Here is a 16851-nt window from a genome sequence, read left to right as displayed (position 1 = left end):
CCCCAACTAACATCCAATTAAATTCCAAAAATACCCATCTGGTGCAACAAAGGAAAAACTAGGTTCTCCAAATTCGTTTTCGGCAATATTTGTAAATTTTTGTACATCACTAGCTTTAATGCGATCGCAAAACTGATGAAGTTCTCGTACTCTGTAGGTGTACAAACACATTCCCAAACTGCCTGGTTGTGCTGCTTCATAGCGAGAATCTAGATTTATAGAACCAGGAAAGCGAATAATATAAAGTCTGCCACTACGCGCTGCCATCATGTTAGTTATGGAAGAGCGCGGATCATCAAAGGCGGTGACAAAAAACCTTTCACCTGGCTGGAGATCAAAAATTTCTCGACTAGCTAGGGATGATTCATAGCTAGTCTCGACATCATCACGCACCCGCAACAAACCCAAAACTTCCTCATAAAACTTCAATGTTTCTTTGCTGTCATCTTGAATTACCATTCCCATGTGGGTAAACTGACTGGTCTTGAGAGGAGAATTGAGATCAATGCTGCCGTAATCAGGGAGTGTATAACCAAACCTTTGAAAAAAAACTTGTCGTGTGAATGGTTGTAGCAGCAGCATTTCTCGTACTCCCACCATCGTGTCAACAAAAGGACGGGTTTTCCTTTCCTTGTGATAAATAACTTCCCAATGGGGACGGGTGAACCAGAGCGGCCAACCAGCTGCTTTTGCCTCTTCTACGTGATTTAAGATATTTATAATGTCGGCGGTTAAAGTTGTTGCCCAACGATTACCCTTCACTTTCATTGATCCCATCTTTAACCCGTTATTTGTAGGGTTTTGCCAAATCATCAGACGAATCAAACCATGATCTGCATTCTGGTGGTAAAGGCGAATTGATCGTAAAGCTGAGTCAACACCATACAATTGCTGAGCTATCGTTGCTGATAATTTACCTTCTTCACCAATGCGATAACCAAATTGCTGCCAATACTGAATCGCCGAGATGGGTTCTGGGACGCCAATACATACTTCATAGATGCCTTCGATTATATTTTGTTGTCCCTGATTCATATTTTTATATACGTATGCAACAAATAGTTAAGTTGAATCAACCTTGAGCAAAGATACCTAGGTTTTTTTTAAAAGTTGGGCTATTTTGAGCTTTGAGGTGTCATTCTGATTGTCGCTGTTATCGACCACCAGCGAATTTTGAGGCAATGTGTTTTCCTTAGTTTCTCCATTTTCCCTTAGTATCTTCAACCTACGATTGTAAACATTAAATTTTTCTTATGCTAACTACTGGATTTTCCCTAAAGAAAAGGTTAAAAAAATTACAGATATGTTTTTCACAAGGATAAAATTTACGCATCTACCCTAAGAATGATGTTTTGGCTACTGAGTTCTCAACTATTTTTCTAACTATTATGAAAAAAGGTGGTTGCGGTGTATCAGGAATGTGGACATTACTATCTATGTCAACTAAAACTGGCCTGGCTGGATGCTACATCCAACTCTGCGATCGCCTTTGCGTATAACTTGATTCCGATCATAGTTGTTTATTCTGCTCGTAAGCGGCAAGATTTACCCTTTCAGTGGATATACCGTTTAATTACAACACTAGCTGTAATTGGTAGTACCATTTATCTGATAGAGGCTTGGATGTTCTGGCGCTCGCAGTATTGGTTGCTGGGATTACTCAAAGCGATCACGGCTTTTGGTTTATTGTGTGCAATGATCCTACTAGTGCGATCGCTTCCCAAAGTTCTGACTATTCCTAATTTAACAGAACTAAAGCAAGCCAATCACCAGCTTGAGTTGGAAATCAAAGAACGCCATTTTGCAGAAGAAGCGTTACGGGAAAGTAAAGAGCGCTTTCATAACGCCTTTGACCATGCAGCTATTGGCATGGCATTGGTAGGGTTAAATGGTAGTTGGCTACAAGTTAATCATTCTTTGTGTGAAATTGTTGGTTATTCAGAAGCAGAATTACTTTCTAAGACTTGCCAAGAAATCACCCATCCAGACGATTTAGATACTGACTTTGAATACGTGCGTCAACTACTGACTGGTGAAATTCGCTGTTACCACATGTCCAAGCGGTACATACACAAGCTTGGACACGTGGTATGGATTATGTTAAGTGTATCGCTAGTGTGCGACATCCATGGTCAACCCCTATACTTTATCACTCAGATTCAAGATATCACTGAGCGCAAACGGGTTGAACAAACTTTACAGCAGCAGGCTTATATTTTTGAAAATATCTCTGATGGCGTGATTGTAACTGATTTATCGGGTCGCGTGATAGACTGGAACCGAGCTGCCGAAAAGATGTTTGGCTACAGCAAAGCAGAAGTATTAGGTAAAAACCTCGGCATATTGCATAAACCAGAAGAGTCGGCTGTACTCACACAAAAAATCATAGACGAGTTGCACACTGCCAATCGTTGGGCTGGCGAAATAAATTTTGTTCGCAAGGATGGAACACAAGGGGTATGCGAAACAGTATTTGTACCACTGTATAACGCACATGGTCAGCCTACTGCCACCATTGGCGTCAACCACAACATTACAGAACGCAAACAAGCAGAAGCCGCTTTGCAACAAGCTAATGAGCAACTTACCTCTTGGGTACAGCAACTTGAACAACGCAACCATGAAATTGCTCTACTCAGTCAAATGAGTGATATTCTCCAAGCTTGTCTCACAGTTGAGGAAGCATATAAAGTAATTGCTCAGTTAATCCAGCCTTTGTTTCCCGAGACATCAGGTGGAGTGTTTATTATCAGTTCCTCCAAACACTTAGTCGAAGCTGTGACTACTTGGGGAGACTCAACTCTTGCGAGTAAAAAAGTATTTTCACCCAAGAACTGTTGGGCTTTACGACGGGGGCGATCGCATTTTGCCACAGCTGACGATCACAGTTTACACTGTAGCCACATTGAAGAAGACTTATTTGGAGGCGAAGCTCTTTGTGTACCAATGATGGCTCAGGGTGAGGCTTTAGGTATGCTACATTTCCATTCCCCACAAACAGGACAACTAACAGCAGCCAAACAACAATTAGCCTCTGCGGTTGCTGAACGTATCGCCTTAGCTTTAGCTAACTTAAGACTCACTGAAGCTCTACAACAGCAAAGTATCCGTGATCCTCTTACAGGTTTATTTAATCGCCGCTACTTAGAAGAATCTTTAGAACGAGAAATCAGCCGAGCCGAACGCAGCCAGAAACGAGTAGGCATCATTATGATGGATGTCGATCATTTTAAAAGCTTCAATGACAGATTTGGTCATGAAGCCGGTGATATCGTATTGCGCGAACTGGGTGGATTTTTAAGAAAACAAATTCGCAAAGCAGACATTGCTTGCCGCTACGGCGGCGAAGAAATTATGTTGATTTTACCAGAAACTTGTTTAGATGTTTGTCAAGAAAGAGCCGAGCGAATTCGGCAAACAGTGAAACATTTAGACATACAATATCAACGTCAGAAACTTGGCTGCATTAGTTTGTCATTGGGAGTAGCCATGTATCCAGAACATGGTTTAACAGGTACAGCAGTCATTGAAGCTGCCGATGCTGCTTTATATATCGCCAAAAAAACCGGACGCGATCGCGTCGTTATGGCTCAATCTCAGGTGAGTGTGTATTGAGTTCGTTCTTCCCAAAAACATCAAACTCACGAGTAAACCCCCACTCATCTAGATTCAATAAATCGAACACCGATAAACCATCCGTGTTCATCTGTGTGCATCTGTGTTCGTTCTTCCCAAAAACATCAAACTCACGAGTAAACCCCCACTCATCTAGATTCAATAAATCGAACACCGATAAACACCGATGCACACCGATAAACCATCTGCCGAGTTATCAATTTTTCATTGTTCACTGATAATTGATAACTATTTACTGATTTAAACCACCTCAAAAAGAATCTATTCAACAGAGAGTTTCTCTTGCAGTTTAAATTGTACTTAACCTCAGCGATGAGAAATTAAACAAACTCTGCGCCTTTTGGTGTTCCTGGAGGATAGGCTTTCCATTTGAGCTAAAAGTTTAGGATTGGTGGTGATACCCTTTACCCAACCCCTACGCTTGACAAAATGCCGTGACTTACACACCTACACCCTTTTTCTGTAATTGCAACTCTATGCGATCGCCTGATTTGGGTTCTATTACTTGGGTGGAAAGATTGTTTTTTGCTAGTAAAGAACGGAATTCTTCGATGCTTCCCTTGGTTTGCAAGAATTTTGTTAGGAATCCTATAAACTTCACATCACCTCCAGCTGCTGTAGGTAGCATAACTTGGGGTTGCAACCATTGAGCTAATTCTAAAGCGTTTTTACCACCCCTAATAAATGGCCCGACTATGGGCAAAGTTAAGTCAACAAGTGGAGTAATAACAACATCAATGGGGGCTACTGCTTTCAGCGAAGGGGAATGATATCCGTGTGGTTCGTAGTAAATAGTCAAGTTACTTGCTAATTCTTTGAGGAGATAACCATTTTCTACTAAAGTGGGGCCGATGGGCGAACCAGGAAATGCTTTGATTTCTACACTTGTATTTAAAGTAAAGGTTTCCCCATGAGTAAGCACTGTGATTTGGGTGTAACCTAGCTGCTGTACTATCTTGGCAGCGTTAGGAGAAGCTACCACTGGAATATTATGATCAAGTTGCTTAAGCGTTGGGGGATGGGCATGATCTTCTAGCCCCTGAGACAGCAATATTAGGTCTATATTCTCTGGTATGGGGTGATCTTGAGTTCGATAACCTTTAAAAAACCAATCTTGATTAGCGAAAGTTAACGTATCTACTAGCCAAGGATCAAGTAGTATCCGTTGTCCTCCAATTTCGATCAGCCAGCTGTTACTGTCTAAGTATGTCAATAGCATGTTAATTGCACGACTTCTATGAGATTAATACTTGTCTTTAATCTATTATGAATCGTGTTAACTGATTTAATTAACCTTAGGGTCATGGCACCTAGGTGACGAGTAAAAACGAGAAAATTTACTTAAAGAATATAAAAATTTCATTTGCCTACTTAATTTTGGCTGCAAACTATAATACTATTCAGAAAGTGCCAGGGTAGTACTACTATTATTGAAAGGAGCTACCAAAATGAGGATTGGATTTGAGAAATTTTTAGGTATTTGTTTGTTTTTGTTTGTTTAGTTATAGTGATATCTACTTATTTTCACTATTCCATCGGATTAGCATATCGTATATGAAACCTAGTATTTCAACGATGATTCAGTGAGCTTGAAACTCCTTGAATATTCAGCACTAAATATTTCTAAACATTGTAGACACCAGGCAACTATATCTGAAAAACTAGAATTTAAATCGGTTCAAAATATATGCTGAAATATGCTGATGAATTAAAGTTGAACATAGACTCAACTTTGCAAGAGTTACCCTTGTGGGAAGTAGAGGTTGATCTGAATTGTTTCGGCAGTGATTTAATGAAACCGTTTAAAGATGAGCCTCTATTACCAGGAGTAATGATAACTGATAATTATCGATATATTGGCATGATTTCGCGACGCAAATTATTTGAATATATTAGTCGTCCTTTTAGTTCAGAACTATTTTATAATCGCCCAATAGCAATGTCTCTAAAAATTGTTCAAATAGAACAGGGATTTGTGATATCTGAGACAACTTCTGTAATGGAAGCGACTTATTTATCTTTGCAGCGATCGCCCGAACTTGTCTACGAACCAATAATAGTCAAAGCAGCATCAGAAAAGAATCGGTTACTTGACTTTCACCAGTTACTGTTAGCCTATTCTCAAATTCATGTTATTACACTTGCTAATTTAGCACAAACACAAGAAAAAACAAAAATACCGGACAAAGATTTTCATGAACTTCAGCACCTCCAGATTCAATTATTACATCAAGAAAAAATCAAAGCCTTAAGGCAAATAGTTTCTAGCATAGCCAATGAAATCAACAACCCTGCTAATTTACTTGCCGGTAAATTAATTCACGCCAGCCGCTATATCCAACAATTACTCGAGGTAATTAAACTCTACCAACAGTACTATCCCCAACCAACAACCGAAATTCAACGAGTAATTAATCAATTTGAATTAGACAATCTTACTACCGAACTTTCTAATCTGACATATTCAATGAAAGCAGGTATAGATCGCATCAGACAATTTATCCATGCTCTACAAAACTTTTCGACAGAGGAATCCGAAAAAAAATCAGTCGATATTCATGAGACCATTGATAGTACATTAATTCTGTTGCAAAGTCGTTTCAAATCTAATGTACACGGTCAAAATATAACCCTGATTAAAGAATATGCAAAACTACCTTTGATAAAGTGCTATCCACAGGAACTGAACATAGCTTTTATGAATATTATTAGTTATGTGATTGATGCGTTGGAAGAAGTTAATGATTCATGGGTAAAAGCTAACAAGCAGGACAACACTAATTATTTATCCCCAACCATTCGTATTTGTACTCATCTATTGAACTCAAATATAGTAGTAGTTCATATTGCAAATAACGCTGTCGGTATCACAGAAAAAGTTAGTAAAAAGTTTTTTGATCCCTTGTTTTACACTAAATCTACTGGTAAATTAACCGAATTAGAATTATCTACGAGCTATGAAATAATAGTTGAAAAACATGGTGGTCAAATAGAATGTATTTCTGGCTTGGAACAAAGCACTGAATTTATCATTAAGCTGCCAATTTAAAACTTGACTTTGACATTGAGCATTTTAGGGATTAAAATCCAATCCGATATGATAATCTGAGATTTATTTTCTCTGTAGTTACTATGAATCGTGTGTTTCGGCGATATCATCGCCAAATTGCGATCGCTTTGTGTTTGCCTTTATTTTTGACAATGCTTACAGGTGTAGGCTATACCATTGTTGATGAATGGTTCGGTCAAGGGCTATTAGGTGCATTTCTCCTCAGTCTACACACTCTGGAAATTATTCATTTAGAAAAAATTTATCCTCTTTTGAATGGTTTAGGATTACTAGGATTATTAATTACCGGTTTAAGTATGACAGGTTTATTTCGCAAAAGTTCAGATAGGTGAGGGGAGATGGGGAGTGTGGAGAGTGTGGGGAGTGTGGGGAGTGTGGGGAGTAATGTAGAGACGCGATTTATCGCGTCTGGAAATGTGAGGAGTGTGAAGAGTAAAATAACTAACCACCAACCATCAACAACTAACCATCAACAACCAACCACTAACCAATGACAAATGACAAATGACAAATGACTATTAATTATGTCTTCTGGCATCTACGCGATCGCACATATCGGTGATTTTAAACTTTTTGTTGGGGAAGCCAGCAAACTCAGCCAAAAATGGCCGCCTATGCTTGTTCAACTCAATAGCGGTACATTTCCTCATGCAATGTTGCAGCAGGTATGGAACATAGAAGGTGGTAAGCGCCACTTTTCGTTTCACACAAAAGCAGAGATTATCAGTGATCAGGATATTTTGGGTGTAGAAGAATTTTTGGCAGAAGCTGCGAAATAGCTAACAGGAATTGTGTACAGCAGAACAATCCTTGATTTTGGATAAGTTGATGTGTCCAGGGAGGGGTTCCCGAGAGGGATTTTGACTGCGCCAGCATCCGAGTGCAGAGGTTGGCAGAGAATAGACATGACCAACTATAAATAATACTTAGTTTCTCAAAAATCTAATTGTAAAGGGATAGCGGTAATGCTGACCTTTATAAGCTTTAATGGAAGCAAAAATTACTAAAATTAATTGGACTAATAATAATATTGATACCAGTATAATTAACACTATTAATAAAGTATTTAAAGTAGATTCTAGTTGTTGAGAAGGCACATTGTTTGTGAGGGCAACACCACAGGTTGTAAAAACTAGAAATAAGGAAACTATGATTACAACTAAGGTATAAACTGTCAGCGATAGTTGAAAGTTTAATGATTCCTTGCCTTGAAAATCTATCCACGGGTCTTGTGATTTTTTCCATTGCCAAACTACCAGTGGTCCAAGGATATTCAACAAAGGCAGATATACGGGTATGCCAATAAATACTAAAAAAATTAGTGGAATCCACAACAAAGCCGAAAGATGACACAGCATCGCCCAAATACGTATTTGCTTGTTGCTGTTTTCTCTCATGGTTATTGACTTGATGTGGATTTATATAGACAACTTATCGGTGTATATATGTGTTCGCTTTTCTACAACTAAATATCTTGCTTTACAGAATGAATCCACATTAGAGGTTATATGTAAAAAAAGTCAAGACTCTAATCTAAGGATTTCTAGTTTATAGCTGCGGAAATCGCAATTTACTAGTATATATAGTAACCAACACAAAATGCTTATTGTCCTAGCAGGAGTGCGCTTTCATTAACCAGAGTGGTTGTTTTCCAAAGCTTTGCTTGAGGTGCAAAATCTTCTTGTAACCACAGCAAAACTGCACTCAGGCAAAGTTGATTTAGATAAGACTACTGAAAAGCCAAGCTTGGTTGGGGTTGAAGGCTGTGCAGAATTTCTCTATTTGTGCGATCGCAATTTGAAAACTGTCTGCTAGCTGCTACTGGCTACTAGCAAAGCTTTCCAAGTTTTTTGCACTGTGCGATCGCAAGTTTCTTTCTAACTATGTCTAATAATTTGAAATCAGGATGTTGCTATTAAAAAACTTAACAAACCAAGGCTTTATGTAGAAAGCCAAGATACTAGGAATATAAAGTTAGCAGACTATTTTTATACTGTTGATATCATGATATCAACTTCACAACGTTTAATTAGAACATTATATAATTTTTTCCGAAAATTACCATTGAACTCTTGTAGTATTAGCATAAACTTAGAGTTACCAGGTAAGTCTTATGTTCCCTCAAAGATTTCCTGCCTTAACTGGCAAAAAATGGTTTGTCAAATTGGCTTGGGTGATGGGGATTATTGGTGTCACAACCATGATTAGTTCTCCTGTGTTAGCTAGAAGATTCTATGGCTTTGCCTTTCTGCAACCTTCTGCTTATCGCAACTATCCTTATCGCAACTCCAACAGTACCATTGCTGATACTCTTGCTAAGGATGGGAAATATACCAATCTGGTTGATGAATTGAAAGAAGCTGGTCTTTTCGACACACTGAAAAAGCCAGGTTATTTCACAATTTTTGCTCCGACTGATAATGCCTTTTATTCTTTAGATAGTAATGTCTTTAAGCAATATAGCCAGCCGGAAAACCGTGTTAAAGTTTTGAAATATCACGTGATTGTTGGCGAAATCACTCCTGAGCAAATCAAAACTGGAGTACTCAAAACTCTAGAAGGTACAGAACTTAGAATTACCGAAGATGCTAATGGCGAAGTCAAGGTAAATAACGCTAAAGTCTACCAACCTGCCACACGTACCACAAATGGCGTGATTGTACAAATTAGCGGACTACTCATGCCCTCTGATGTTAACTTCTAAGCTTTAGCAAATTTTGCTTTATATTATTAGATCGTCCCCCAGCTTAGTTTTTCGTAAAGCTGGGGGATTTTTACATTTACTGCCAGTTGCCTACAACAACAAATGGTGCCCAGTAATGAGGATTGCTGTATTGCTGATCATTGAGCAAAGCAAGTTGTGCTTGTTGGAGTGCTTGCGCTTTGTTGATTTTCGTCTTTTTAGCTTGTTCTAACTGACTATACAAATGACCCATGAATTTGGCAGTACTGTCATCTTGCACTGACCATAATGTTGCCATTGTACTGCGCGCACCAGACCGTACTGCTACCCCTGCTAGTCCTAAAGTAGCGCGTTGATCACCAATTGCTGTTTCACAAGCACTGAGAACTAATAATTCTATTGGTCTACGGGAAGTTAGTGTGTTATTTCGTAGGAGATTACCTAACTGTTTAACGTTCATGCGTTGATCCCAAAATAGAATAAACGTATCGTCAGCGATCGAACTAAATTGAGCATGAGTTGCTAAGTGAATGATCGAAACATCAGAATTGAGAATTTGGTTTTGAACCTCTTTGGTAGTAAATTTTTCATTAAGGAGTAACTTTGTTGCTACTCCTAAATCTTCAATTTGTTTAAGCTCTTGTTTTACTTGAGGTAATCCTTCAAAACCTTCACGTGGTTCACTTATTCCCGCTGTGATGGCTTTGATATTAATGTCTGTTAGCGGTTTGGGGTTAATTAGCTGCAAACCAGGAGTTAAGGCGATCGCATATTTTTGTAATAAATATTGTTTGCCATCGTGCAGTACAGACATGGGAATATTTCTTAATTTTTCATCCAAAACAAACACCAAGGTTTTAATTTTGTTAGTTTCTAAGTCTTGCTGGAGAGGCCGAATAAGCCAATCGTATACTTTTTGGTAATAAGGCAGGGACTGTTCAAGGGTAGGTTCAGGAGATTTAAGAAAGGACTGTATTTGTTCTACAGTTTCTTCTAATTCTTGCTTTTTAAGTGTAGTACTGTAAAGACGTGGCGCTTGTTTTGGCAGGCTGAGAATTACTTCTAATCTTTCTACATTTGCATCTGATTGTTGTTGGTTGGATAAAATAATTGGATAAACAACTGCGGCGCTCGTGTCTAATTGATCGATTTGTTGGGGATTTGCTTCTACACAAGCTTCACGGAAAAAGTTATTGAGTTCAGCCAATTGTAGAGATTCCAGCACATTTCTCGCTTGAGTTAATCGTTTTTGGCTTTCCTGTTCTTTTTTATCTGCTTTTAAGGATTGAGCATACTCCAATTCTAGTTCGACTAGTTGGCGATAAACCGGTTCTACGCTAGATCGAAAAGAAAACTGGACTTCTGGATTAACTGCTACTAAATCGCTACGTAATGATTGCAGAGCATTGTAAGCTTTGGTGTAAGCAGCGATCGCATCTGGTATATCCCCTTGGGCTTTACGTATCCTGCCCAGTTGCCAGAAATACTGGTAGGATATGTAGGGTGATTCTAGGCTAGAAACTACATTCAAAGCTTGTCTAGTAAATTTTTCGGCTTGAGATAAATCCTCTTTACTACCTCTTTGCTCATACAGCGCACCACGATTTCCTAGTGCATAGGCTTCAGCTTGTTTGTCTCCTAAAATTTTGGCTTGGGTGGCGGCTTCGGCTAAAATCTTATCAATTTCGTCAAAACTTGGTAATTGCGAGTCTTGCTTTTGTTGGGAGTTTTCGAGTTGAATTAGTTCTGCTAAGCTTTGAGCATAGTTTATTTGCTCGTACACTCCTGTCCGACTAGGAGAAAATTTTAAGTCTTGAGGATTTAGAGATAACCAAAAAGCTTTTGCTTGTTGATATTTTTCGGGATCATATTTTGCCTGTTTTAACAAGAGGCTAAGCTGATTTAGTTGTGCTTGTTGTCGCGTAGTTGGTAAAGTGGTCAGCTTTGCTGCTTGGCTATAAGCATCTACTGCTTGTTGATAATAATTTTCTCTTCTGCGCCGCACCCTTTCATTTTCAGCTAAGGTTTTAGCTGTGTTACCTATACTGACATAAGTGGCTGCTTGCTCTTGAGGAGAATTTAATTTTTGGGCTAGGATTAAACTGCTGTCTAGGACAAGTTGAGACTGTTCTGGCTGACCAATAAAACGTAGTAATTCACCCAGACCTCTCAAGCCTATAACTTTGGTTACAGAAGGGGATTCACTGGTAATTTTTTGGAGTTTTGCTGTTAATTCTTCTGATGATAATTGGCTAAACTCTTGACAATCGCTAACTCCAAGTTCTTGATTAAATACTTCTAATAAAGTCTTGCAAGCACGGGGAAAAAGACCCATATCTTGCATAACTTGACTTTGGTTGATTTGATTTTGTGCTAACTTTGCAGGTTCTTTAATCTGACTGTAGATTTTGGCAGCTTCTTGCCAACTTTCAAGGCTTTGTGTAAATTGTCCGACTTCTTTTTGCAAATAGCCTTGAATATCTAAAGCCTGCGCCAAAATTTTCTGTTTGTCCTGACTTTGGGGCTGAGTTTGTAGCAACACTAAACTTTGTTGATTGGCTTTTGTAGCTTTCTCCCATTGTCCAAGTTGTTGATAAGTCAATGAGAGATTGCTCAAAGCCATTGCTTGATTTAAATTATCTTTTTGGGCAGAAAACACAGACACTGCTTTTTCCCACACAACTGCTGCTTCTTGCAATTGACCAGAACGGTATAACTGAGTAGCTTGCTTAACTAGCTGTTGTGCATCTGATTGAGTCTGCACAATTTGAGTTGTTTGTGAAACCTTAGCTATCACAGGTGGTGCTGTAGACGCAAAGATAAATAATAAAACCGCCAGAAATAGCGATCGCTTATGATAAATTCTTTTGACTTGATTAGTTAAATTACGGTTAAATACGCCTTTATTTGGTTTCATATTATACTCCCAATAACATTGTTAGTTGTTGGTTGTTGGTTAGTGGTTAGTAGTTAGTTGTTGGTTGTTGTAGAGACGTGCCATGGCACGTCTCTACAGTGGTTAGTAGTTGTTCACTACCCCTCACACTCCCCATCACCCCATCACCCCACCTTCTTCAAAATGGTGCAGGACAAGACGCACTTACTTGGTTTGTGCGCTGAGGATTAGAGGCATTAGGATCATAGGCTGTGAGAACCACCTGGCCTTTTTCATTAAATACCCATCCTTGGGCAGGAACAATTTGCTTACTTGTAGATTGGTTCGTAGGTTGATTAATAGTTGCACTCTGGGAATTGCTACTACTGTTAACAGGCTGTAGCAAATCAACGCGAATGTTGTCACTGCTCAAGTCATTGTTTGGGCTGGATGGCAAACCACCCCGTCCAGTGATGATAAATGAACTGCCAGAACCTTTCTGACAAGGATTCTGGGCGATTTGATTGCTTGGATCTGTGAGGTTTTCTGGTAATTCTACTAATCCTTGACTGGGGTCTACATCTGCGGTGTCGATTTGGACTGTACCACTGAACTGTGGTCCCAAGTCAGAAGAGGCTGTGATATCACTTTCTGGTGTGAGATTTTCCCGGAATTGAGTCCCAAAGATAGCATCAGCATTAATAATTACCCTCCCCCCAAAGCTTTCTTCAGCATTAGCACTGATATCACTATTTTCTAAGGCGACGAGGTTGCCGGTATCAATGGTGATATTTCCACCTGTGGCTGTACCTGTGGCATCAGTTCTGATGTTACTATTGCGACGCATAATTAAGTCGCGGGAGTTGAGGATAATATTACCTTGACCGCCTTTGGTGGTAGCGCTAATTAATGCCTGATTGTCTAGCCGGATGTCTTTAGCTGTCGTAATTTCTATGTTACCTGCTTGGCGATTGTCTACTTCACTATTGGTAATCAATTGACCACGGTTCACAAACAGAGACTTAGCATCGATTTTGATGCTACCTGCATTGCCATCGCCAGAGGTGCTGGCAGTAATTTGACCGCCATCACTTACAAACAGTGAACCTTTATAAATTTCAATGTTGCCGCCGTTACCTGTTCCTCCAGCAAGCACATTGCTAAAAATACCACTATCAACTCCGGTGATATTAATCCTATCTCTAATATTTAACTTTACGTTTCCAGCATTACCCTTGCCACCACTACGGATAAAGGTATTCAGTTCACCGCTGTTAGTCAAAAATAGTGATCTAGCGGTGATGTTGATGTCTCCGCCTTTACCTATGCCTCCTACTTCCACAGTGCTAAAAGCTGCACTGGGGAATCCTACAATGTTATCTTTGCCATTAAAAGAGACAGTATCTCTAGCTGTGATTGTGATATTACCTGCATCTCCTCTACCAGCAGTACCAGCAAAAATTTGTCCGCCATCGGTTACAAATAGTGAACCTGTGGTGATATCTATATTGCCAGCGTTACCTATTGCTCCTTTTTCCACACTGCTAAAAATCCCGCTACGGCTATAGACACCGTTGATGTCAAGTATGTCACTCACTCCCGAAATATCAATTCTATCGCTGACATTTAGTTTGACATCTCCAGCTTTAATAACCCTATCAGGTTGAGTACTAAGATTATTACGAACTGATGTATTGAGTTGGGCACCATTGGTCAATGATAGCGAATTCGCATTGATAATGATATCTCCACCTGTGCCTGTACTTCCTGCTTCCACACTACTGAAAGCTGCACTGGGAAATCCGAAAATTTTATCTGTACCATCAAAGGAGACAGTACCGTTGGGAGCATTAATGATTATATTCCCTGCATTTCCTGTGCTATAGGTGTTGGAATTTAGTTGTCCACCACCACTGATAAAAAGTGAACCTGTGGTGATATCTATATTGCCGGCATTGCCTGTGGAACCAGTCTCTACGTTGCTAAAGATAGCACTGCGAATGCCAAAGTTACCGATTCCTGCAATATCAATCCGATCGCTAATATTTAATTTCACATTCCCAGCATCACCTATACCACCAAGATTTATGCCATCTGTACCCCGAACCAAGGTATTCAGTTGACCTCCGTTAGTCAATGAGAGTGATCTGGCAGTAATATTAATATCTCCCCCCTTGCCTTGGCCTCCTGTTTCTACGGTACTGAAGGCGGCACTGGTGGTTAATCCCCGTTTTTCTGTACCATCAAAAGAGACAATACCATTTGGAGCATTAATTGTGATATTGCCTGCATCTCCTTTGCCAAAGGTGCTAGCAGACAATACTCCTCCATTCCTGACAAAAAGTGATCCTGTGGTGATTTCAATATCACCAGCATTACCTGTTGACCCAGGTTCTACACTACTAAAAATACCACTTTTGGCGTAACGACCATTGGAGGCAAGTATGTCACTTGCTCCAGAAATCTCGATCGCATCACTGATATTTAGCTTTATATTTCCGGCGTTAGGTATCTCAGTGGGATTGGTATTAATTCCATTACGGATAAAGGTATTTAGTTCACCCCCACCTATTAAGAAAAGCGATTTAGCAGTAATGTCGATGTCTCCACCATCACCAGTGCTACCAGTTTCTACGTTGCTAAAAATTGCACTTGGTAATCCTTGATTATCTGTACCGTTAAAAGAGACTGTACCATTTGGAGCATTAATAATTACATCTCCTGCATCTCCTTTGCCAAAGGTACTTGAACTTAATTGCGAACCGTCAGTTGCAAAAAGTGAGCCTGTTGTAATGTTGATGTTGCCAGCGTTGCCTTCTCCGAAAGTGCGAGACAAAAGATAAGAAGTACCTTGAAGGGTTATAGAATCAGAGATATTTAGTTCAATGTTGCCAGCATTAGGCAAACCTTTATCTCCTACAATTCCAGCAGTATTGGTAAATACTTGAGTACCATTTTGCAAGGAAAGCGATCGCGCATTAATGACAATATCGCCTCCCAATCCTGTACCAATTAAATCAACGCCGAAGTCATCTGAGCGACCAGCAACAGAAGTACTGATTCTAGCAGCATTAAATACAACATCTGCGTTGGCCGCATCAATGATGATGTCTCCTGCATTCCCAGATGCATAAGTAGCAGCTTGCATGATGGAACCGCTGTTTATAGAAACAGATTCAGAAGCTTTAATACGGATATTACCAGCATTTCCTGACCCAGTTGTGGAAGTAGCTATTTGTGCAAAATTTTCTAAAGTCAGTGATGGCGTATTGATAACAACATCATTGGCACTTCCAATCGCAAAAGGCCCCACTACACTACCAAAGCCGCTACCTAATTCTGGCAATCCTTGCAAGAATATTTTATCTGTAGCTGTAACATTTACTCTTCCGGCATTTCCTTGCCCAAAAGTTGCAGAACCGATTGCAAACCTACCAATACCTTCTAAGGTATTGGTGTTAATGATGACATTTCCTGCATTGCCAATTGCTGAGTTTTGGACTAAATTGCTGATTTCCGTAGAGGAGTCAGCATTACCCGTGATTGTAAACTTGTCTGTAGTATTAATGACAATGTCACCCGCTTGAGCATTAGGATTGCCAAAACCCGATAAGATGCCAGCAAACAGATTACTACCCCCAGAAATATCGAAATTACGGGCATTGATGGCTATGCTACCTCCTCCGTCACCAAGTACAGCTACTGTACTACCGTTGTTAATTGTGACATCTGCTCTAGTCACACCATTAGGAAAGCTGAAGCTGCCATCAGGATTCAATGCAACTGTTCCGGCTTGTCTGAGTCCCCCTAATTCAACTCTTCCTCCTGGTGTTAAGACTGTGCCGTTGTTGAAAATCACATCCCCACCAACCAAAGCAAAAGTTTCTCCTGGTTCTACTATCAAACCAAAAAAATCACCGTTGATATTTTGAACTACAGATTGATTAGTAATACTGCCAGGATTATCCCGAAATCGCAAGCCGATGGGAATATTGATCGTTAACTGGGGAACTGGTTGTGGGTTGCTAGCACTGAATTCAAAGTTGTCAAATAATACACTATCGGCTGTACTGCCAAAAAATGAACCACCACGCAAATCCAGAGTTGCATTCGGACCAAAATCAATCCCATTTGGATTAATTAAAAATAGATTGGCGTTACCTAAAACACCAAGAATACCTTGAATATTAGAGCGATTACCACCTGTGACTCTGGTAAGAATATCGGTAATCCCAGTCGGATTGGAAAAATAAGCTCCCCTACCTGCATCAACGTTAAAATCTTGGAAAGAATGAAATAAATTTGACCCGCGAGTTGCACCACCAGTAATTAAATCAATTCCATCAACAACATTAGGATTCACAACAGAACTTTCAGCACCTAAGCTGGTATCTGGGGTAAGTTGGGCTGTAGCTTTGTTTATAGGTGCAAAACTGCCCAAAGTAATTAAGGGCAAGGCGAACCAAATCAGCGATCGCCAATTATATTTTGTTTGATATTTTTGATTACAGACGAGCGATCGCTTTTGATTTTTTAGGTAGAAACTATCTAAAATCGGTAGCATTGAAACACCTTAATGATAATACT

The 16851-nt window shown here is 39.7% G+C and carries 11 protein-coding genes; 5 read left to right on the top strand and 6 right to left on the bottom strand.

The features are described 5' to 3' along the window. Positions 1-6 precede the first annotated feature (6 nt). Positions 7-1035, bottom strand: coding sequence for a VOC family protein (locus NIES592_RS19675; protein ID WP_009460339.1), 1029 nt, complete (start codon positions 1033-1035; stop codon positions 7-9). Between the two features lie 372 nt (positions 1036-1407). On the opposite strand from NIES592_RS19675, the gene NIES592_RS19670 reads away from it, so the two are divergent. Then, positions 1408-3615, top strand: coding sequence for a PAS domain S-box protein (locus tag NIES592_RS19670; RefSeq protein ID WP_073556662.1), 2208 nt, complete (start codon positions 1408-1410; stop codon positions 3613-3615). Positions 3616-4075: 460 nt separating this feature from the next. Here NIES592_RS19670 and NIES592_RS19660 read toward each other — a convergent pair whose 3' ends face one another. Further along, complete coding sequence (locus NIES592_RS19660; protein ID WP_062249827.1) at positions 4076-4855, bottom strand: MBL fold metallo-hydrolase; 780 nt, start codon at positions 4853-4855, stop codon at positions 4076-4078. Between the two features lie 468 nt (positions 4856-5323). Between NIES592_RS19660 and NIES592_RS19655 the strand changes: the two genes are divergently transcribed. From NIES592_RS19655 to NIES592_RS19645, 3 genes are all read left to right on the top strand, one after another. After that, positions 5324-6685, top strand: a complete 1362-nt coding sequence (locus tag NIES592_RS19655; protein ID WP_073556660.1) for a sensor histidine kinase — start codon at positions 5324-5326, stop codon at positions 6683-6685. Between the two features lie 83 nt (positions 6686-6768). Continuing rightward, on the top strand, positions 6769-7038 hold the full coding sequence (locus NIES592_RS19650; RefSeq protein ID WP_062249831.1) for a hypothetical protein: 270 nt from the start codon (positions 6769-6771) through the stop codon (positions 7036-7038). Between the two features lie 192 nt (positions 7039-7230). Further along, a complete protein-coding gene (locus NIES592_RS19645; RefSeq protein WP_062249833.1) occupies positions 7231-7485 on the top strand; it encodes a hypothetical protein in 255 nt (84 codons plus the stop codon). A gap of 147 nt (positions 7486-7632) precedes the next feature. Here NIES592_RS19645 and NIES592_RS19640 read toward each other — a convergent pair whose 3' ends face one another. Next, entirely contained in the window at positions 7633-8103 is a 471-nt protein-coding gene (locus NIES592_RS19640; RefSeq protein ID WP_073556659.1) for a DUF4870 domain-containing protein, read from the bottom strand. Between the two features lie 206 nt (positions 8104-8309). Next, the gene (locus NIES592_RS26340) at positions 8310-8402 is read right to left on the bottom strand and encodes a hypothetical protein (protein ID WP_371915112.1); all 93 of its coding nucleotides are present in this window, start codon (positions 8400-8402) and stop codon (positions 8310-8312) included. Positions 8403-8819: 417 nt separating this feature from the next. Between NIES592_RS26340 and NIES592_RS19635 the strand changes: the two genes are divergently transcribed. After that, on the top strand, positions 8820-9410 hold the full coding sequence (locus NIES592_RS19635) for a fasciclin domain-containing protein (RefSeq protein ID WP_073556658.1): 591 nt from the start codon (positions 8820-8822) through the stop codon (positions 9408-9410). Positions 9411-9486: 76 nt separating this feature from the next. Here NIES592_RS19635 and NIES592_RS19630 read toward each other — a convergent pair whose 3' ends face one another. Together NIES592_RS19630 and NIES592_RS19625 are read right to left on the bottom strand one after the other, a co-directional pair. Beyond that, positions 9487-12306 carry a CHAT domain-containing protein gene (locus NIES592_RS19630; protein WP_073556657.1) on the bottom strand — a complete coding sequence of 940 codons (2820 nt, stop codon included), beginning with the start codon at positions 12304-12306 and terminating at the stop codon, positions 9487-9489. A gap of 157 nt (positions 12307-12463) precedes the next feature. Continuing rightward, on the bottom strand, positions 12464-16828 hold the full coding sequence (locus tag NIES592_RS19625; RefSeq protein WP_073556656.1) for a two-partner secretion domain-containing protein: 4365 nt from the start codon (positions 16826-16828) through the stop codon (positions 12464-12466). Positions 16829-16851: the final 23 nt, after the last annotated feature.

The organism is Fischerella major NIES-592, assembly GCF_001904645.1.
Lineage (GTDB): Bacteria > Cyanobacteriota > Cyanobacteriia > Cyanobacteriales > Nostocaceae > Fischerella > Fischerella thermalis.
This window is presented reverse-complemented; position numbering and strand designations above follow the sequence as displayed.